The sequence below is a fragment of the Pseudomonas sp. GLN_2 genome (genome assembly GCF_043106005.1).
GTDB lineage: Bacteria > Pseudomonadota > Gammaproteobacteria > Pseudomonadales > Pseudomonadaceae > Aquipseudomonas > Aquipseudomonas alloputida.
In genome coordinates, this window is the sequence record NZ_JBICMC010000044.1 from 37493 (window position 1) to 54570 (window position 17078).

The window sequence follows — 17078 nt, forward strand, 5'->3', positions numbered from 1 at the left end:
CTTGTAGGAGCGGGTTCACCCGCGATGCAGGCACCGCGGTGGATGGCACCGGCGTAACCGGTGTTCGCGGGTAAACCCGCGCCTACAGGTTTACTCGGCGATCAGCCAGTCCATGCGGTAACTACCGGCGGTCTGTGCCAACTCTTTGGCCAGCCATGGCAGCAGTTCTTTAAGCTCATCCTCCAGCCCCCACGGCGGGTTGGCGATGGCCAGGCCCGAACCATTCAGGCCCTGCGGGCTGTCCTGGTGATGCACATACAGCTCGACCCGCAGCAGCTTTGGCGCGCCAGTGCTGGTCAGGTCCTGGTAGTAGCGGGTCAGCGAGCGCTGGTCCTTGATCGGGTACCAGATGGCCGCAACGGTCTGGCGCATGCGGCCGATCGCCTCTTTCATGGCCGTGGTGCAGCGCTTGAGCTCATCGGCCTGCTCGAACGGCGGGTCGATCAGCATGATAGCGCGCTTTTCCTGCACCGGCAGCAAGGCCCGCGGCACATGCCAGCCTTCACCCAGGTGCACGGTCACGCGCGGGTCTTTTTTCATGTTTTCTTTAAGGAGCGGCCCGTCTTCGGGGTGCTTCTCGTTGAGCAGGGCGCGGTCCTGCTGGCGCATCAGGCGACGGGCCAGTTCGGGCGACCCCGGGTAGTAGCGCAGTTCGCCATCGGCATTCAGGCGCTTGATGATGCGCAGGTAGTCGTCGGCCATGGCCGGTAGGTCATCGCGATTCCACAGGCGGGCTACGCCTTCCAGGTACTCGCCGGTACGGCTTGCCTGGTCGCCCTGCAGGTCGTACAGGCCGAGCCCTGCGTGGGTGTCGATATAGGCGAACGGCTGCTCCTTGCGCGACATCAGGGCGATGAGGCGGGTCAGCACGATGTGTTTGAGGACGTCGGCGTGGTTGCCGGCGTGGAAGGCGTGACGATAGTTCATGGCAACTCCTGCGAAGGCGGCAAGTTTACCTTGCCTTGCAGGCGGAGTCAGGCCTGGCTGCTGATTGGCGGCACCCGCAAAGCAGGCGCCGCCAATTCAACGGGTGTTACTTGTCGGCGTGATACGCCGCATCAGCCGCTTCGAAGCGCTTGACCATCGCCTGCGAAGGGCTGCCCAGCTTGCTCACCAGAACAATGGCGATGCTGGCGAACAGGAAGCCCGGGATGATTTCGTACAACCCGAGGGTGTCGAAGTTCTTCCACAGGATCACCGTCAGCGCACCCACCACGATACCGGCCAGCGCACCGTTACGGGTCATGCCTTTCCACAGCACCGAAATCAGCACCACCGGGCCGAAGGCGGCACCGAAGCCAGCCCAGGCATAAGCCACCAGGCCCAGCACGCGGTTTTCCGGGTTGGCGGCCATGGCGATGGCGATCAGGGCCACGGCCAGCACCATCAGACGGCCGACCCACACCAGTTCGACCTGCGAAGCATTCTTGCGCAGGAAGGCTTTGTAGAAGTCTTCGGTCAGGGCGCTGGAGCACACCAGCAGCTGGCAGCTCAGGGTACTCATGACTGCGGCCAGGATGGCCGACAGCAGGACACCCGCAATCCATGGGTTGAACAGGATCTTGGCCAGCTCGATGAACACACGTTCGTGGTTCTCGCTAACCGGGCCTGCCAGTTCAGGATGGGCCGAGAAGTAGGCAATGCCGAAGAAGCCAACGGCACAGGTACCCGCCAGGCACAGGATCATCCAGGTCATGGAAATGCGGCGCGCCTTGGCGATGGACTTCACCGAATCAGCGGCCATGAAGCGCGCCAGGATATGCGGCTGGCCGAAGTAACCCAGGCCCCAGCCCATCAGCGAGATGATGCCGATGAAGGTGGCACCCTTGAGCATGTCGAAGTTCGCCGGGTTCACCGCCTCGATAGCGGCGAAGGTCTGGTCGAAGCCACCGGTGGAGATCAGCACGATTACCGGGGTCAGGATCAGCGCGAAGATCATCAGCGACGCCTGTACGGTATCGGTCCAGCTCACCGCCAGGAAGCCACCCACGAAGGTATAGGCGATGGTCGCCGCTGCACCAGCCCACAAAGCGGTTTCGTACGACATGCCGAAGGTGCTCTCGAACAGACGGGCACCGGCCACGATGCCGGAGGCACAGTAGATGGTGAAGAACACCAGGATGACGATGGCGGAAATGATACGCAGCAGCCCGGTATTGTCTTCGAAACGGCTGGAGAAGTAGTCCGGCAGGGTCAGCGCGTCACCGTTGTGCTCGGTCTGCACGCGCAGCCGGCCCGCCACGAACAGCCAGTTCAGGTAGGCACCCACTGTCAGGCCGATGGCGATCCAGGCCTCGGACAGGCCCGCGAAGTAGATGGCACCAGGCAGGCCCATCAGCAGCCAGCCACTCATGTCGGAGGCACCGGCAGACAGCGCGGTAACCACGCTACCGAGGCTGCGACCGCCCAAAATGTAATCGGAAAGGTTGTTGGTAGCGCGATAGGCGGCGAAGCCGATCAGCACCATTGCTGCGATGTAGATCACAAAGGTGATCGTTAGTGGATTGCCCATGCGTGTGCCCTGGCGTTTGTTTTTATCATGCGCAACTGCAGCGATGGCGGTTGCACCCAGGCGGCGAATGCTATGCAACAACGCAAAGAAGGTGCAACCATTTTTGTTTTGCAAGTTGCACCCGCCCGTGCATTTTCCGACAAAGCCCGTTTCTTGCTCCTTTCGGGAGCAAAAAACCGCTTTTTCAGAATAAATCGCACCGAAAACGCCCCTTTTCAGGGTATGGGAATAGCTGTCGGACGAGTTGCACCTTTCACACGAAAAATTCGGGTTGCACCTGGTTGCACCTGAATTGTCCTACAGATACTCTTGACGCCAGCTTAGGCCACAACCGTGGCAATAACGAGGATAAGAAATGGCGACTACCACCCTTGGGGTCAAACTCGACGACCCGACCCGTGAGCGACTCAAAGCAGCTGCGCAGTCCATTGACCGCACGCCGCACTGGTTGATCAAGCAAGCGATCTTCAACTATCTGGAGAAGCTCGAGGGTGGCGCCACCCTGACCGAACTCAACGGTCATACCAGCAACCCGGCCGACGATGCCGGTGAAATCCAGGCCGATCACAGCCACCAGTGCTTCCTCGAATTTGCCGAAAGCATCTTGCCGCAGTCGGTACTGCGCTCGGCGATCACCGCTGCCTACCGCCGACCGGAGCAGGAGGTGGTGCCGATGCTGCTGGAGCAGGCGCGCCTGAGCGCGCCACTGGCCGAAGCCACCAACAAACTGGCCGCGGGCATTGCCGAAAAGCTGCGCAATCAGAAAAGCGCCGGCGGCCGTGCCGGTATCGTCCAGGGCCTGCTGCAGGAATTCTCGCTGTCGTCTCAGGAAGGCGTGGCGCTGATGTGCCTGGCCGAAGCCCTGCTGCGTATCCCCGACAAAGGTACCCGTGATGCGCTGATCCGCGACAAGATCAGTACCGGCAACTGGCAGCCGCACCTGGGCAACAGCCCGTCACTGTTCGTCAACGCCGCCACCTGGGGGCTGCTGCTGACCGGCAAGCTGGTCAGCACCCATAACGAAACCGGCCTCACCTCCTCGCTCACCCGCATCATCGGCAAGAGCGGCGAACCGATGATCCGCAAGGGCGTCGACATGGCCATGCGCCTGATGGGTGAGCAGTTCGTCACCGGCGAGACCATTGCCGAAGCCCTGGCCAATGCCAGCCGTTTCGAGTCCAAAGGCTTCCGTTACTCCTACGACATGCTCGGCGAAGCCGCACTGACCGAGCACGACGCGCAGAAGTACCTGGCGTCCTACGAGCAGGCCATCCACTCGATCGGCAAGGCCTCGCATGGCCGTGGCATCTATGAAGGCCCAGGTATCTCGATCAAGCTGTCGGCACTGCACCCGCGCTACAGCCGCGCCCAGTACGAGCGCGTGATGGAAGAGCTGTATCCGCGCCTGCTGTCGCTGACCCTGCTGGCCAAGCAGTACGACATCGGCCTTAACATCGACGCCGAAGAAGCCGACCGCCTGGAGCTTTCGCTGGACCTGCTCGAACGCCTGTGCTTCGAGCCATCCCTGGCTGGCTGGAACGGCATCGGCTTCGTTATCCAGGCCTACCAGAAGCGCTGCCCGTACGTGATCGACTACGTCATCGATCTGGCCAAACGCAGCCGCCACCGCCTGATGATCCGCCTGGTAAAAGGCGCCTACTGGGACAGCGAGATCAAGCGTGCCCAGGTCGAAGGCCTGGAAGGCTACCCGGTCTATACCCGCAAGGTGTACACCGACGTGTCCTACGTCGCCTGCGCCCGCAAGCTGCTGGCCGTGCCAGAAGCCATCTACCCGCAGTTCGCCACCCACAACGCCCACACCCTGTCGGCCATCTACCACATTGCCGGGCAGAACTATTACCCGGGCCAGTACGAGTTCCAGTGCCTGCACGGCATGGGCGAGCCGCTGTACGAGCAAGTGGTCGGCAAGATTGCCGATGGCAAGCTGAACCGCCCGTGCCGCGTATATGCACCGGTCGGCACCCATGAAACGCTGCTGGCCTACCTGGTGCGCCGCCTGCTGGAAAACGGCGCGAACACCTCGTTCGTCAACCGCATTGCCGACCACTCGATTTCCATCCAGGAACTGGTCGCCGACCCGGTGGCCAGCATCGAGCGCATGGGTACCCAGGAAGGCAGTATCGGCCTGCCGCACCCACGCATTCCCCTGCCGCGCGACCTGTATGGCACCGAACGGGCCAACTCGGCCGGTATCGACATGGCCAACGAACACCGCCTGGCATCGCTGTCCTGCGCCATGCTGGCCACCGCTCACAATGACTGGAAGGCTGCCCCGCTACTGGCCTGCGCCGCCAGCGAGAGCGCTGCCGCACCGGTGCTGAACCCGGCTGACCACCGCGACGTCGTCGGCCATGTGCAGGAGGCCACCGTTGCCGACGTGGACAACGCCATCCAGTGCGCACTGAATGCCGCACCGATCTGGCAGGCCACCCCGCCAGCCGAGCGTGCTGCCATTCTGGAGCGCACCGCCGACCTGATGGAGGCCGAGATCCAGCCGCTGATGGGCCTGCTCATCCGCGAGGCCGGCAAGACCTTCGCCAACGCCATTGCCGAAGTGCGTGAAGCCGTGGACTTCCTGCGCTACTACGCGGTGCAGGCACGTAATGACTTCAGCAACGACGCCCACCGCCCACTGGGCCCTGTGGTGTGCATCAGCCCATGGAACTTCCCGCTGGCGATCTTCACCGGCCAGGTGGCCGCAGCCCTGGCTGCCGGCAACCCGGTACTGGCCAAGCCTGCCGAGCAAACCCCACTGATCGCCGCCCAGGCCGTGCGCCTGCTGCTGGAAGCTGGCATTCCAGAAGGCGTGCTGCAGCTGCTGCCTGGCCGCGGTGAAACCGTCGGAGCCGGCCTGGTCGGGGACGAACGCGTCAAAGGTGTGATGTTCACCGGCTCCACTGAAGTGGCCCGCCTGCTGCAGCGCAACGTCGCTGGCCGTCTGGACAACCAGGGCCGCCCGATCCCGCTGATCGCCGAAACCGGCGGCCAGAACGCGATGATCGTCGACTCCTCGGCACTGACCGAACAGGTCGTGATCGACGTGGTGTCCTCGGCCTTCGACAGTGCCGGCCAGCGTTGCTCGGCCCTGCGCGTACTGTGCTTGCAGGAAGACTCCGCCGACCGCGTAATCGAGATGCTCAAGGGCGCCATGGCTGAAAGCCGCCTGGGCTGCCCGGACCGCCTGGCCGTGGACATCGGCCCGGTGATCGATGCCGAAGCCAAGGCTGGCATCGAGAAGCACATCCAGGGCATGCGCGAGAAAGGCCGCCCGGTCTACCAAGTCGCTATTGCCGATGCTGCCGAGATCAAGCGTGGCACCTTCGTCATGCCAACCCTGATCGAGCTGGACAGCTTCGACGAGCTGAAGCGCGAAATCTTCGGCCCCGTGCTGCACGTGGTGCGCTACAACCGCCGCAATCTGGACCAGCTGATCGAGCAGATCAACAACTCAGGCTACGGCCTGACCCTCGGCGTGCACACCCGTATCGACGAGACCATCGCCAAGGTGGTGGAAACCGCCAACGCCGGCAACATGTACGTCAACCGCAACATTGTGGGTGCAGTGGTGGGCGTGCAGCCGTTCGGTGGTGAAGGCCTGTCGGGCACCGGCCCGAAAGCCGGCGGCCCGCTGTACCTCTACCGCCTGCTGTCGACCCGCCCGGCCGACGCCATCGGCCGCCACTTCCAGCAGCAGGACGGCGAAGGCAAGCCGGACCGCACCCTGCACGAACAGCTGGTCAAGCCGCTGCACGGCCTGAAGGCCTGGGCCGAGAGCAACCAGCTGGCCGACCTGGCCGCGCTGTGCAGCCAGTTCGCCAGCCAGTCGCAGAGCGGCATCGCCCGCCTGCTGCCTGGCCCGACCGGCGAGCGCAACAGCTACACCATTCTGCCGCGTGAGCACGTGCTGTGCCTGGCCGACAACGAAGCCGACCTGCTGGCGCAGTTCGCCGCAGTACTGGCCGTTGGCAGCTCGGCGGTGTGGGTTGACGGTGAACCGGGCAAGGCCCTGCGCGCCCGCCTGCCACGTGAGCTGCAGGCCAAGGTGAAGCTGGTCGCGGACTGGAACAAGGATGAAGTGGCGTTCGACGCCGTGATCCACCATGGCGACTCGGACCAGCTGCGCGGCGTATGCCAGCAGGTGGCCAAGCGTGCCGGGGCGATCGTTGGGGTGCACGGGCTGTCCAGCGGTGATCACCAGATTGCGCTGGAGCGCCTGGTCATCGAGCGCGCGGTGAGCGTGAACACTGCGGCGGCAGGCGGTAACGCCAGCCTGATGACCATTGGCTAATGGCTGAGGGTTGTTGAAGAACAAGGAGAGCCTCGGCTCTCCTTTTTTATGCATGTCCTGAAGCAGGGGCTGGACTAACAGGTGCTCACCAAAACGTGGTCATGCCAACGGTGACTTGGTGTCTTCTATTGTTACCGTTTATCCCCTGGAGATTCTCGGCTGCCTGGGCCGGTCCTTTCGCGGGTAAACCCGCTCCTACACCGGATCAGTGCCGGACACAGGTCGGGGGTTGGACACAGGCCGCTGTAGGGTTTACCCGCGAAAGGACCCGTCCAGACAGACATATAAAATAGCCTTGCAGGAGGCTTCTACCCCAGCATCGTATTGTCTTCAAGGAAAGCGGAAGCGCGGTGTGGATCGGGGACTATCCGGAGCTCCCCTCAGACAGAGCTCCGGCCAAAAATTGCTCAAACCATTGGTGAAAGCGCAATCAAAGCAAACAGCTGTGCTGCCATAAGCGCAATACCCAGCAGCATCCAAAGCCAATTGGCCAGCGTGAACCGGCTGTTGGCCTTCCCTTCTTTGTCACCCGCACTGAAATTGATGCCCTTCTGCATGAACACCAGAATGATCAGCCAAGTTGCCTGAATGGCTACGCCCGCAAAATAGGCCGGCCACAGTTGGCCTTCCAACACGACGCTGGCAGCCACCCAGACAACGCAAAAACCGTAATAGCCCAGCGTGAGCCCCAGGATGGACCACGGATAGGCTTTACCTGAGTCGCGAATATGGTCATTTGCCCTTCTCAATAATGGATAGATGAAGAACACTGCAAAAGCGCTTCGCCAGAGCGGACTTACGCGCTCTCCCGTTTTCTCTCTATGCAGACTCCAACTTTGATAGAAGCAATAAACCCAGTAGAAGCCCAAGGTAAAGAAAGTCATTACACCAAATTTCATGGGTGAGACTACGAAGAAGGGAACCTGGTTGCCGTTGGCTTCAGCCAAGTCAGCGAGGTGGGCATCACTCATCTGAAACGTTTCCTTGTGAACACCAAAACGCACATTCAAGGCCAACTGATATTCGGTCCGCAGCAGTCCATATCCGATCGGGATAGTGGGAAACGTCTCTATATTCTCCCGAGCAGGCATTACACGACCTGACCTTGCGTTGGTTTCACCAATAACCGGCAGGCTCCCGGCGTTCTCAACCCATATCACGCAAACCTATTAACCTGTCCCCAGTCTCACCACGCTCCTAAACTCGCAGCATCCCGCCTCAGGACCGCCACCATGCCCGAGACCTTGCTCAGCCCCCGCAACCTCGCCTTCGAGCTCTACGAAGTCCTCGACGCCGAAGCCCTGACCCAACGCCCGCGCTTCGCCGAGCACAGCCGTGAAACCTTCGATGCGGCACTGACCACCGCCCGCACCATCGCCGAAAAGTATTTCGCCCCGCACAACCGCAAGGCCGACGAAAACGAACCACGCTACGTGGACGGCCGCGCCGAGCTGATTCCCGAGGTGAAGCCCGCCGTCGATGCCTTCCTCGAAGCCGGCTTCCTCAACGCCAACCGGGACTTCGAGGTCGGCGGCATGCAGCTGCCCAGCCTGATCTCGCAAGCCTGCTTCGCCCACTTCCAGGCCGCCAACGCTGGCACCACGGCCTACCCGTTCCTGACCATGGGCGCGGCCAACCTGATCGAGAGCTTCGGCTCCGATGAACAGAAGCGCCTGTTCCTGCAACCGATGATCGAGGGCCGCTACTTCGGCACCATGGCGCTGACCGAACCCCACGCCGGCTCGTCGCTGGCCGACATCCGCACCCGCGCCGAACCAGCAGCCGACGGCAGCTACCGGCTCAAAGGCAACAAGATCTTCATTTCCGGCGGCGACCACGAACTGTCGGAAAACATCGTGCACATGGTGCTGGCCAAGCTTCCGGACGCCCCGCCCGGGGTCAAGGGCATTTCGCTGTTCATCGTGCCCAAGTACCACGTAAACCCGGACGGCAGCCGTGGCCCGCGCAACGATGTGCTGCTGGCCGGGCTGTTCCACAAGATGGGCTGGCGCGGCACCACCTCGACCGCGCTGAACTTCGGCGACAATGGCCAGTGCGTCGGCTATCTGGTCGGCCAGCCGCACCAAGGCCTGGCCTGCATGTTCCAGATGATGAACGAGGCGCGGATAGGCGTAGGCATGGGCGCGGTGATGCTGGGTTACGCCGGCTACCTTTACTCCCTGGAATACGCTCGCCAGCGGCCGCAGGGCCGGCTGCCAGACAACAAGGACCCACACAGCCCGGCGGTGCCGATCATCGAGCACACGGATGTGAAGCGCATGCTTCTGGCGCAGAAGGCCTACGTAGAAGGCGCCTTTGACCTGGGCCTGTACGCCGCGCGCCTGTTCGACGACACCCATACGGCCGCTGACGAAAACACCCGCAAGCTGGCGCAGGACCTACTCGACCTGCTGACCCCGATCGTCAAATCCTGGCCCTCGGCGTTCTGCCTCAAGGCCAACGAATTGGCGATCCAGATTCTTGGCGGCCACGGCTACACCCGCGAATACCCGGTGGAGCAGTACTTCCGTGACAACCGCTTGAACCCGATCCACGAAGGTACCGAGGGTATCCAGTCGCTCGATCTGCTCGGTCGCAAGCTGGCACAGCACAATGGTGCCGGCCTCAAGCAGCTGATCCGCCTGATCGCCACCACCTGCGAACGTGCCAGCCATCACCCGAACCTTGACCCACTGCGTCAGCCGCTGGAGCAACTGGCCAACCGCCTGCAGGGGGTCACCCTGGTCCTGCTCGGTGACCTCGCCCAAGGCAAAGTCGCTGGTGCCTTGGCCAACTCTGCCTTGTACCTCAAGGCCTTCGGCCACTGCGTGATCGGCTGGCGCTGGTTGGAGCAGGCGGTTCACGCCGAACTTGGTCTGCTCAAGGGAACCGCTGCTGATCGCGACTTCTACCTCGGCAAGCTGCAAGCTGCGCGTTATTTCCTGACCTGGGAAGTACCGGGCTGCCATAATGAGCTGGCATTGCTCGAGGCACACGACGATACCTGCCTCGGCATGCAAGACGGGTGGTTCTAGGGGGAGCCACCGTGTACACGGAGGCATCCGCATGTTCGATTCCAGCGCCCTGCTGCGCCAGCGCTTTGCTGCGCTGCGCAGTACGGCCGAGTTGTTTTCCCTGCGCCATGTGAAACAGTCTCACCAGGCGCTTTCGGTGCGCCGCAACGTCGCCGAACCACCCTTCTTCAGCCAGGATGAGGGCGCCATGCTCACCGTGCGGGTCAATGGCGTGGAGGCCTACGCTGCCACCGCCGACCTGTCCCAGGCGGGCCTGCAGCGCGCGCTTGAGCAAGCCGAGGCGCTGGCGCGGCAGATCGCCCGGCATAGCCTGCTGGACCTGCGCGAACACGCCGTGACCAGTGCACGCCACGACCATGTTTCGCCCAACTTCGACCAACCCGTGCCCAGCCTCGCCGACTGCCTTGGCCTGCTCGCCGCCGAATCGGCCAGCGTGCCCAAGGACAGCCGTTTGGTGGACTGGCAGGCCAGCCTGGGGCTGAGCCTGGTCGAGCAAACCTACCTGAACTCGGCCGGCGCCGAACTGCGCCATGCCCAGCGTTTCCTGTTCCCGGGCCTGGGGGTGACCGCCAGCGACGGCCAGGACAGCCAAAGCCGCAGCCTGGGCCGCGATAACTTCGGCCAACAGGGTGGTTTCGAGATCATCGAGCGCTGCGGCCTGGTCGGCGCGGCCAGTCGGGTGGCCGACGAAGCACTGCAACTGCTGCTGGCACCGAACACCCCCAGTGGCCCGCGTGACCTGCTGTTGATGCCGGACCAGATGATGCTGCAGATTCACGAATCCATCGGCCACCCGCTGGAGATGGACCGCATTCTCGGCGACGAGCGCAACTACGCCGGCACCAGCTTCGTCAAAGCCAGCGACTTCGGCCACCTGCAGTACGGCTCCAGCCTGCTGAACGTGACCTTCGACCCGACCATTGGCGAAGAGCTGGCCAGCTACAGTCATGACGACGACGGCACCCCGGCCAGCAAAGCATTCCTGATACGCGACGGCCTGCTGCTGCGCCCGCTGGGTGGCGCGCTGTCGCAGTTCCGCTCCGGCCTGGACGGCGTGGCCAACAGCCGTGCCTGCGGCTGGAACCGCGCGCCAATCGACCGCATGGCCAACCTCAACATCGAGCCGGGCGACCAGTCTTTCGAGCAACTGGTCGTAGGCATCGAGCAGGGCATCCTAATGCGTACCAACCGTTCCTGGTCCATCGACGATGCGCGCAACAAGTTCCAGTTCGGCTGCGAATGGGGCCAGTTGATTGAAAATGGCGAGCTCAAGGGCATCGTCAAGAACCCCAACTACCGCGGCATCTCCGCGCAGTTCTGGCGCAACCTGTCGGCGGTTGGCGATCACAGTACCTTCCAGGTGCTGGGCACGCCCAACTGTGGCAAGGGCGAACCCAATCAGGTGGTGCGGGTCGGCCACGCCTCGCCGGCCTGTGTGTTCCGCCAGATCGATGTATTCGGAGGAGACGCCTGATGAAGCACGCTTTCGAAACCCTGGTCGGGGAGGTGCACGCCGCCCTTCAGGCGGGCGAGCAGTTCACCCTCGGTTACAGTGCCGAGCAATCGCAGTTCGTGCGTTTCAACCATGCCAAGGTGCGCCAGGCCGGCGAAGTCAGCCAGGCCAACGCGCAACTGCGGCTGGTGCGCGATGGGCGCCAGGCGGAACAGCAGGTGACCTTGAGTGGCGATGCGCAGCTGGATCGCCAACGCCTGGCGGATGCCCTGGAGCAGCTGCGCCAGACACTGCCGCTACTCGCCGTCGACCCTTACCTGCGCCTGGACGAGAGCCCCTGGCACAGCCATAGCCACCAAGCGCACGGGCTGCCAGACCTGAACGAAGTGCTGGCACTGCTGGAGCGTGATGCCGGTGACCTGGACCTGGTCGGTATATACGCCGCTGGCCCGGTCTGCCGGGGCTTCGCCAGCTCGTACGGCGCGTTCGGCTGGCACCAGGCCAACAGCTTCAACTTCGATTGGAGCGTGTTCCACCCAAACGGCGAAGCGGTGAAAGCCAACTATGCCGGCCAGCTGTGGAACGCTGACGACTTCAGCGCACGCCTGCGCCAGGCGCGGGAGCAGTTGGGCTTTCTTGGACGCCCGGCGGTGACCCTCAAGCCAGGCAGCTACCGCGCTTTCCTCGCGCCGGCAGCGATGGACGAGATCGCCGGCATGTTGTGCTGGGGCGGTTTTTCCGCGCAGGCCCTGGCCACTGGCAACAGCGCTCTGCAGCGCCTGTACAACGGCGATGCACGGCTTAGCCCGCTGGTCAGTTTTACCGAGCAGGTCAGCGGCTCGCTTAGCCCGGCATTTTCCGATGAAGGTGCGCCGCGCCTGGATGTGCCGCTGATCCAGCAAGGTGAGGCCCGGCAGCGGTTGATCAGTGCGCGCAGTGCGGCCGAGTTCGAGCTGCAGGCCAATGGCGCCGACGGCTACGAGTCGCCCTGTGCGCTCAGCCTGGCGCCGGGCAATCTGGCCAGTGCGCAGATCCTTGAGCGTCTAGGCACCGGGCTGTACATCAGCAACCTGTGGTACCTGAACTACTCGGACCTGCCAGCGGCGCGCATGACCGGGCTGACCCGCTTCGCCACTTTCTGGGTAGAAGACGGGCAGATCCAGGGGCCGGTGAGTACCATGCGCTTCGATGACAGCTTGTACAGCTTGCTGGGCAGCCAGCTGGAGGACCTGACCCAGGAGCGCGAGATGATCCTGTCGACCAGTACTTATGGACAGCGCAGTACCGGGTCGAGTCATTTGCCCGGGGCACTGGTCAAAGGCCTGACCCTGACATTGTGACTGGACTTGCCGGCCCTTTCGCAGCTAAAGCCGCGCCTACAAGGAACGCGTAACCCCTGTAGGAGCGGCTTTAGCCGCGAAAGGGCCGGCACTGACAAACGAGGACGTCATGCCCGAACGCACCCCGCTGGACCCCGTCACCGCCCGCTGGATCCCTTGGGTGGTGGCCATCGCCTTCTTCATGCAGTCCCTGGACGGCACCATCCTCAACACGGCGCTGCCGGCCATGGCCCGCTCGTTGGCCGAAGACCCCTTGCGCATGCAAGGTGTGATCATTGCCTACATGCTCACCGTGGCCCTGCTGATCCCTGCCTCAGGCTGGATCGCCGACCGTTTCGGCACCAAGCGCATCTTCTTCAGCGCCATCTTGCTGTTCAGCTTTGGCTCGCTGCTGTGCGCCGCAGCCAACAGCCTTGGCTTCCTGATCTTCGCCCGCGTAGTGCAGGGCCTGGGCGGTGCGCTGATGCTGCCGGTCGGGCGGCTTGTGGTGCTGCGCGCCTACCCACGCAGCGAGCTGGTGCGGATCATGAGTTTCATCACCATCCCCGGCCTGCTCGGGCCATTGCTGGGGCCAACGGTTGGTGGCTGGCTGGTGGAAATCCTCAGCTGGCACTGGATCTTCCTGCTCAACCTGCCTGTCGGCCTGCTTGGCTGCATTGCCGTGTGGAAGTTCATCCCGGACTTGCGCGGCGCCGAGCGCACCACCTTCGACGGCCCTGGTTTCCTGCTGTTCGGCGCAGCGATGGTACTGATCACCATTGCCATGGAAGGCCTGGGCGAGCTGCACCTGCCGCACTTGCGGGTAATGTTGCTGCTGTTCGCCGGCATGGCCTGCCTGGCCGCGTACTGGCTGCGCGCCGGGCGCGACCCGGAGCCGCTGTTCTCGCCAAGCCTGTTCCGCGTGCGCACCTTCGCCATCGGCATCCTCGGCAACCTGTTCGCCCGCCTGGGCAGCGGCGCGCTGCCGTTCCTGGTGCCGTTGCTGCTGCAGGTTGCGCTGGGCTACTCACCCGCCCAGGCAGGCATGAGCATGATCCCGCTGGCGGCGGCGGCCATGCTGGCCAAATCCATTGCCCGACCGCTGATCGAACGGTTCGGCTATCGCATCATCCTCACCGGCAATACCTTGCTGCTGGGCATCCTGCTGGCAAGCCTGGGCCTGGTGGACGAGCAGACCCCTTATTGGCTGCTGTTGGTGCAACTTGGCCTTCTGGGGGCAGTGAACTCCATGCAGTTCACTGCGATGAACACAGTGACGCTTATCGATCTCGACGACGCCAGCGCCAGCAGCGGTAACAGCCTGCTGTCAGTGGTCGCGCAACTGTCGCTGAGCCTGGGTGTGGCCTGCGCCGGCGCACTGTTGGGCGGCTTTACTGCGGCAGGCAGCGCCGAAGGCGTGGAAACCACCCTGGGCGCGTTCCAGCTGACCTTCGTCACCATCGGTGTAATGGCCATGCTGGCAGCAGCGATCTTCCTGCAGCTGGCGCCGACGGACGGAAGGCGTGCCCGTCGTCCGGAACAACACATGGAGTCGTAGGGCGAATGGCCACGAGGCTGGTAGACTATGCGGCATTTTTCGCTTCGCACCGCAGGCCCGCCTCGTGACCACCGAATCCACCGCCTTTGCCACCTTGCCGCTGTCCACTGCCATGCTGGCCAACCTGGAAGCCCTCGGCTATGCCTCGATGACGCCGATCCAGGCCCAGAGCCTGCCTGTCATCCTCAAAGGCCAGGACCTGATCGCCCAGGCCAAGACCGGTAGCGGCAAGACTGCCGCCTTCGGCATCGGCCTGCTCAACCCGATCAACCCGCGCTACTTCGGCTGCCAGGCGTTGGTGCTCTGCCCTACCCGCGAACTCGCCGACCAGGTGGCCAAGGAGCTGCGCCGCCTGGCCCGTGCCGAGGACAACATCAAGATCCTGACCCTGTGCGGGGGCGTTTCGCTGGGCCCACAGATCGCTTCGCTGGAGCACGGCGCGCACATCATCGTCGGCACCCCAGGGCGCATCCAGCAGCACCTGGACAAAGGCACCCTGGTCCTGGACGGGTTGAACACCCTGGTGCTGGACGAAGCCGACCGCATGCTCGACATGGGCTTCTTCGACGCCATCGCCAGCATCATCGGCAAGACCCCTTCGCGCCGCCAGACCCTGCTGTTCTCGGCCACCTACCCGGCCGGCATCAAGCAACTGGCCGCCGACTTCATGCGCAACCCGCAGCAGGTCAAGGTCGAAAGCCTGCACACCGACAACCAGATCGAGCAGCGTTTCATCGAGATTGACCCGCAGCAACGCCTGGAAGCCGTCACCCGCGTGCTCGGCCACTACCGCCCGCAGTCGTGCGTAGCGTTCTGCTTCACCAAGCAGCAATGCGAGGACGTGGTTGCCCACCTGACCGCCAAGGGCATCGTCGCCCAGGCCCTGCACGGCGACCTGGAGCAGCGCGACCGTGACCAGGTGCTGACCATGTTCGCCAACCGCAGCAGCTCGGTGCTGGTGGCTACCGACGTGGCCGCGCGCGGCCTGGACATCGATGGCCTGGACATGGTCATCAACGTGGAGCTGGCGCGTGATGCCGAAATCCACGTGCACCGCGTGGGCCGTACCGGCCGCGCCGGCGAGAAAGGCGTTGCGGTCAGCCTGGTGGCACCGGCCGAAGGCCACCGCGCCCAGGCCATCGAAGCGCTGCAGAAGAGCCCGCTGCGCTGGGACCAGCTGGACAGCCTGAAAAACAAGGGCGGCGAGCCCCTGCTGCCGGTGATGACCACACTGTGCATTGCCGCTGGCCGCAAGGACAAGCTGCGCCCTGGCGACATCCTGGGGGCCTTGACCGGTGATGCCGGCATCCCGGGCAAGCAGGTGGGCAAGATCGCCATCTTCGACTTCCAGGCGTTTGTGGCCGTGGAGCGTGCGCTCGCCAAGCAGGCCATGCAGCGACTGAACAGCGGCAAGATCAAGGGTCGCGCCCTGAAAGTCCGCATTATCTAAAGCCAGGCAAAGCCCCCTGTAAGAGCGGGTTTACCCGCGAACGCGGCAGTAAATGCATCGTCGCATTCGCGGGTGATCCCACTCCCACAGGGTTCAGCATTTCAAATCTGAAGGTTCATACCGTGCACTCCACCGACGTGATCATCCTTGGCGCCGGCGCCGCCGGCCTGATGTGCGCCCAGCTCAGTGCCCGTCGCGGCCGCCGGGTGCTGCTGCTCGACCACGCCAACAAGCCAGGCAAGAAAATCCTCATGTCCGGCGGCGGGCGCTGCAACTTCACCAACCTGTACACCGAGCCGGCCAACTTCCTTTCGCACAACGCGCACTTCTGCAAGTCGGCCCTGGCCCGCTACACCCAGTGGGACTTCATCGAACTGGTGTGCAAGCACGGCGTGGCGTACCACGAGAAGAAGCTCGGCCAGCTGTTCTGTGACAACAAGGCCAGCGACATCCTCGACATGCTGCTGGCCGAGTGCGACGAGGCCGGTGCCGAGATCCGCATGCACACCAGCATCGAACAGATCGAGAAGACCGAAAGCGGCTACCTGCTGCAGACCAGCGGCGGCCAGTTCGCCTGCCGGTCGCTGGTCATCGCCACTGGCGGCCTGTCGATCCCGACCCTGGGCGCCACCGGTTTCGGCTACCAGGTGGCCCGCCAGTTCGGCCACACCCTGCTGCCAACCCGCGCCGGGCTGGTGCCATTCACCATCACTGAGCCCCAACTCAAGGCGATGTGCACCGAATTGTCCGGCACCTCACTGGACTGCACCGCCAGCTGCAATGGCACCAGCTTCCGCGAAAACCTGCTGTTCACGCACCGCGGCCTGAGCGGCCCGGCGATCTTGCAGATCTCGTCGTTCTGGGAAGCCGGTGACACGGTCGAGATCAACCTGCTGCCCGACCGCGACGCGCTTTCCTGGCTGCACCAGATGCAGGCCGAACGCCCCAACGCCGAACTGAAGACCGTGCTGGGCGAGGTGTTCACCCGCAAGCTGGCCAACTTGTTGGCCGAGCAGTGGTTCGAGTCAAAGCCAATGAAGCAGTACACCCCGGCGGAACTGGCGCACATCGCCGAAAAGCTGGCGAACTGGCAGGTAGTACCGGCCGGCACCGAAGGCTACCGCACTGCCGAAGTGACCCTGGGCGGCGTGGATACCCGAGAGGTGTCGTCCAAGACTATGGAATCGCTGAAAAGCCCGGGGTTGTACTTCATCGGTGAAGTGCTGGATGTCACCGGCCACCTGGGCGGTTTCAACTTCCAGTGGGCCTGGGCATCGGCGAACGCCGCCGCGCAGTTCGTGTAGAGTAGAATCCTTTCAGCAGCACGGAACGCTTCTTGCTGGCCCGTGCTTGGAGCCGTTATCAGGGCCGCTGCGCGCCCCCACTGGGACCTGTGTCGTACGTGTGGGAGCGGGCGTGCCCGCGAAGGGGCGCGAAGCGGC

The 17078-nt window shown here is 63.6% G+C and carries 11 protein-coding genes; 8 read left to right on the forward strand and 3 right to left on the reverse strand.

From position 1 onward, the window contains the following. Positions 1 to 90: 90 nt before the first annotated feature. Together ACF8Q6_RS12105 and putP are read right to left on the reverse strand one after the other, a co-directional pair. The gene (locus ACF8Q6_RS12105) at positions 91 to 927 is read right to left on the reverse strand and encodes a 23S rRNA (adenine(2030)-N(6))-methyltransferase RlmJ (protein WP_010955521.1); all 837 of its coding nucleotides are present in this window, start codon (positions 925 to 927) and stop codon (positions 91 to 93) included. A 106-nt stretch (positions 928 to 1033) separates the two neighbouring features. Further along, positions 1034 to 2512, reverse strand: a complete 1479-nt coding sequence (gene putP / locus ACF8Q6_RS12110; RefSeq protein WP_088513307.1) for a sodium/proline symporter PutP — start codon at positions 2510 to 2512, stop codon at positions 1034 to 1036. Positions 2513 to 2584: 72 nt separating this feature from the next. On the opposite strand from putP, the gene ACF8Q6_RS12115 reads away from it, so the two are divergent. Together ACF8Q6_RS12115 and putA are read left to right on the forward strand one after the other, a co-directional pair. Continuing rightward, the gene (locus tag ACF8Q6_RS12115; protein WP_392492658.1) at positions 2585 to 2803 is read left to right on the forward strand and encodes a hypothetical protein; all 219 of its coding nucleotides are present in this window, start codon (positions 2585 to 2587) and stop codon (positions 2801 to 2803) included. Positions 2804 to 2867: 64 nt separating this feature from the next. Then, positions 2868 to 6821 (forward strand): trifunctional transcriptional regulator/proline dehydrogenase/L-glutamate gamma-semialdehyde dehydrogenase, encoded by a 3954-nt coding sequence (gene putA, locus ACF8Q6_RS12120; protein ID WP_392492656.1) that lies wholly within the window; start codon positions 2868 to 2870, stop codon positions 6819 to 6821. A 407-nt stretch (positions 6822 to 7228) separates the two neighbouring features. Here the strand turns inward: putA and ACF8Q6_RS12125 are convergent, their stop codons facing one another. After that, positions 7229 to 7912, reverse strand: a complete 684-nt coding sequence (locus ACF8Q6_RS12125) for a hypothetical protein (RefSeq protein WP_392492706.1) — start codon at positions 7910 to 7912, stop codon at positions 7229 to 7231. A 141-nt stretch (positions 7913 to 8053) separates the two neighbouring features. On the opposite strand from ACF8Q6_RS12125, the gene ACF8Q6_RS12130 reads away from it, so the two are divergent. The 6 genes from ACF8Q6_RS12130 (at position 8054) to ACF8Q6_RS12155 (ending at position 16940) form a co-directional block, all read left to right on the forward strand. Next, positions 8054 to 9856, forward strand: a complete 1803-nt coding sequence (locus ACF8Q6_RS12130; protein WP_392492705.1) for an acyl-CoA dehydrogenase — start codon at positions 8054 to 8056, stop codon at positions 9854 to 9856. Positions 9857 to 9887: 31 nt separating this feature from the next. Beyond that, positions 9888 to 11330: a TldD/PmbA family protein gene (locus tag ACF8Q6_RS12135; protein WP_392492704.1), complete on the forward strand. Its 1443-nt coding sequence runs from the start codon at positions 9888 to 9890 to the stop codon at positions 11328 to 11330. Continuing rightward, positions 11330 to 12649, forward strand: a complete 1320-nt coding sequence (locus tag ACF8Q6_RS12140; RefSeq protein ID WP_392492703.1) for a TldD/PmbA family protein — start codon at positions 11330 to 11332, stop codon at positions 12647 to 12649. Before ACF8Q6_RS12135 ends, ACF8Q6_RS12140 begins: the two co-directional genes overlap by 1 nt. A gap of 109 nt (positions 12650 to 12758) precedes the next feature. Then, a complete protein-coding gene (gene mdtD, locus ACF8Q6_RS12145; RefSeq protein ID WP_003249408.1) occupies positions 12759 to 14186 on the forward strand; it encodes a multidrug transporter subunit MdtD in 1428 nt (475 codons plus the stop codon). A gap of 112 nt (positions 14187 to 14298) precedes the next feature. Beyond that, the gene (gene dbpA, locus ACF8Q6_RS12150) at positions 14299 to 15636 is read left to right on the forward strand and encodes an ATP-dependent RNA helicase DbpA (RefSeq protein ID WP_230065385.1); all 1338 of its coding nucleotides are present in this window, start codon (positions 14299 to 14301) and stop codon (positions 15634 to 15636) included. Between the two features lie 122 nt (positions 15637 to 15758). Beyond that, on the forward strand, positions 15759 to 16940 hold the full coding sequence (locus ACF8Q6_RS12155) for an NAD(P)/FAD-dependent oxidoreductase (protein WP_392493790.1): 1182 nt from the start codon (positions 15759 to 15761) through the stop codon (positions 16938 to 16940). Positions 16941 to 17078: the final 138 nt, after the last annotated feature.

Bases quoted from the DNA above. Each gene is read 5' to 3' on its own strand.
- ACF8Q6_RS12140 (WP_392492703.1), top strand. From the start codon at position 11,330: ATGAAGCACGCTTTCGAAACCCTGGTCGGGGAGGTGCACGCCGCCCTT.
- ACF8Q6_RS12105 (WP_010955521.1), bottom strand. From the start codon at position 927: ATGAACTATCGTCACGCCTTCCACGCCGGCAACCACGCCGACGTCCTC.
- ACF8Q6_RS12135 (WP_392492704.1), top strand. From the start codon at position 9,888: ATGTTCGATTCCAGCGCCCTGCTGCGCCAGCGCTTTGCTGCGCTGCGC.
- ACF8Q6_RS12130 (WP_392492705.1), top strand. From the start codon at position 8,054: ATGCCCGAGACCTTGCTCAGCCCCCGCAACCTCGCCTTCGAGCTCTAC.
- dbpA (WP_230065385.1), top strand. From the start codon at position 14,299: ATGCTGGCCAACCTGGAAGCCCTCGGCTATGCCTCGATGACGCCGATC.
- mdtD (WP_003249408.1), top strand. From the start codon at position 12,759: ATGCCCGAACGCACCCCGCTGGACCCCGTCACCGCCCGCTGGATCCCT.
- ACF8Q6_RS12125 (WP_392492706.1), bottom strand. From the start codon at position 7,912: ATGCCTGCTCGGGAGAATATAGAGACGTTTCCCACTATCCCGATCGGA.
- ACF8Q6_RS12115 (WP_392492658.1), top strand. From the start codon at position 2,585: ATGCAACAACGCAAAGAAGGTGCAACCATTTTTGTTTTGCAAGTTGCA.
- putA (WP_392492656.1), top strand. From the start codon at position 2,868: ATGGCGACTACCACCCTTGGGGTCAAACTCGACGACCCGACCCGTGAG.
- putP (WP_088513307.1), bottom strand. From the start codon at position 2,512: ATGGGCAATCCACTAACGATCACCTTTGTGATCTACATCGCAGCAATG.